Source organism: uncultured Agitococcus sp., assembly GCF_937920075.1.
Classification (GTDB): Bacteria; Pseudomonadota; Gammaproteobacteria; order Pseudomonadales; family Moraxellaceae; genus Agitococcus.
On sequence record NZ_CALETI010000489.1, the window covers coordinates 1 to 2,747 of the forward strand.

Here is a 2,747-nt window from a genome sequence, read left to right on the forward strand (position 1 = left end):
GCCAGTGATAAAAAAACGTGCTTTGACGTTTGGTGATAGTGAGTATGACATTATTTTTCACCCTTATCTTGAGATGGTATAGTTGATGGAGCAGTGTACTTAATAAGCGCACCCAAAGAATTAGCCTTATATGGAGTTGGCGCAAGCTGTTTTTTTAATAACTCAGCACCATATTTGGGGTCAAGCATTGCCTTTGCTGTTGTCGCGTTTTGCTTCATGTTCATTATTTTAACTAAATGCGCTGTTGATGCACCGCCAGCCGCCGCCCCTACTGTCCCCATTACACCTCCACCAAGTAACGCACCAAGAGCCGCCCCTAGTGTTCCACCTGCCGTGTCTAGCTTCCATACACTTTGGTTCATTATCTTATCAGTAGCACCGCGCCCATAAGTGGCAGAGTTTGTACCGCCAGTACTTATTGCATCACGTTTTGCATCAATCAAAACACGGTCAAACTTTTTGAGAACGGTGTCACCGAATAACCCCCTGATTAGTTCACGATTAGCCTTGTTTTCAATAAATTCTATCATTTGGGCGTTAGTCATGCCCGACACTTTCTCAGCAATCGCACCGCGCAAAGAAGTCTTAAATTGTGGCGAATCGTTAGCCATTTTCACAATAAACTGACTATCAGCAAGACGTGATTTTGACGCAAGAAAAGAATCAATAACCGCGCTAGGGTCTTTTTGATTGTCAAATAGTCGGCCGCCACTTTTAAGCATTTTTTCAGTGTCAGCCTTGAATCGTGCGGCCATTTCATCCACTGTTTTAGATTTACGGATTGCATCAGAAACAGCAGCTCGTAAGTTTGGAAACTCATCAAGAGCCAGTTTATTAGCATTTTGCCATTTTATAGCAGCCTCTTGCCAACCTGATTTAGTGCCACCTGTTGATGGTATTAAAACAGATTCTCTAAAGGTGGTCGCCAATCTATCGCTTAACGCTTGACGCGCCTCAGCTTCGCTACCAAACGCCTTCTTAAACGAATCCAACCCCTCACGAGTTGACAGCATTTTAGTTGGCACACTAGCAAGATTCTTACCTCTACGCTCGTAACCATTCTTTAATAAATCAGCCGCAACACCTTGGTCATGCTGTTGTTTAAACTCAGCATGAGCCTTTACCGCAGCTTTATAATTATCATAAATATCTTTAGGCACATTACCATTCTTGACACCGTCATCCATAGCACCACGAAACAAGTGCTTGAGTTGAGTCAGCACCGCCGCATCTTTTGCAAGCTCAGGATTTTGATAAGCAGCACGCTGTAAACGCCCTGCCTTTTCCTCTAGTACGCGCATTTGCTTGTAAGTCATCGATGAGCCAAGCATATCGGGATTTAGTTTTAACTGTTCGTTAAACATTTCAAGATTACGTTCAGCATCGGCACGCGCAGCCATTAGCTCATGCCCTTGCGGTGCATAAACCTTATACCCGCGCAAAGCATCATCCAACAAATCGACAGGGTAGCCGTCTTGCTGTAATCTGGTAATCATTTCGTCTGAAGTAGTACCGCCACGCACAGGGAACGGCACAAGGCCACCCATAGCGCGCATATTCAACATCTTAGGGTCTAAACCCAATCTTGCAGCTTCTTCTCGACTAATACCGCCATACTTAGCAACCGCAGTTAGCATATCGTCTAACTGTGGATTAACAACTGTGCGATCAAAGGTAGGCAGCTTTGGCACTTCAGGACGAATAGCGTTTAATTCCGGAATATCTTTAGCCGCTTTGTTTTGAGCAGCAAACTTATTCATCAAATTTAAGACTTCACGGACTTTGCTATCAGCCGCTATTGTTTCACCTGCATAAACGTCGTCAATAATTCTTGAGACTTGAGCCGCAGGCATACGCAAGGCTTTGACTTCATCAAACGGGTCGACAGAATCAAACTTGTTTTTAATGTCTAATCTTTTAGCTTCGACTATCGGGTCACTAACCGCTATTAAACGTTGAGCCGCATCGTCCGCGCTTGTTGTTGTACCTAAATTAAGCATTGATGTTTGTTGTTGACGTGCCGCCTCATTTGCCATTTGTGCTTGTTTTTGTGCAAGGTTGTTAATTTCATCACGCGCCATTTTAACGACATTAGGCGCAGAATCAGGGTCACGCATCATTCTTAATAATTGTTGTCGTCTAGCCTCAGCATTTGCCGCATATCGTTGGTTAATCTCATCGGCAACACCGGGACGTTGACGCATAACATCTTCAGATTTAAGCAGCCCTGTATCGCCAGTTGCTTGTGCTATCACTTGGCCAGTGGTTGCGCCTGTTGGAGTTTCTAAATATTCACCTTTTGCATTTTTTGGCCGAGAAACAGTTGGCCGTGGTGCGTTTTCTAATGCTGTTATTGCTTTTTGTGGGTCAGCAACAGAGTTCAATAATTGACGCCCTGCTACGTTTTCGCGCCCGTTTTGCGTCACTGATTGAGGGATACGACTCAAACGACTACCAACTGCACTTGCCGCCATAGGCGCAGCAATACTTGCCGCAATACCTGCAATCGGAGAGCCTGTTTTCTCAGCAACTACACCGCCAACAGTGCCAGCCGCACCAAGTTTAAGCGCATTTAATGCCATTCCTTTAGCACCTGCCGCAGGATTCATTAGTGCGCCTGTAGCAGTTTGCACCCCCCAATCCATAACCCTTTGAGATTCAGTAGCAGGGTCGGCAATAGGCAATGCAGCATGCGCCGTACGATTAACGACACTAGGAGAATAAGCAAAGTTATCCAACCCTTTATC

The 2,747-nt window shown here is 45.1% G+C and carries 1 protein-coding gene; it reads right to left on the reverse strand.

The genetic code is table 11. The features are described from left to right. Positions 1-50: 50 nt before the first annotated feature. Positions 51-2,747, reverse strand: a 2,697-nt coding sequence (locus Q0212_RS16475) for a hypothetical protein (protein WP_297927556.1), incomplete at its 5' end; no start/stop codon positions are given.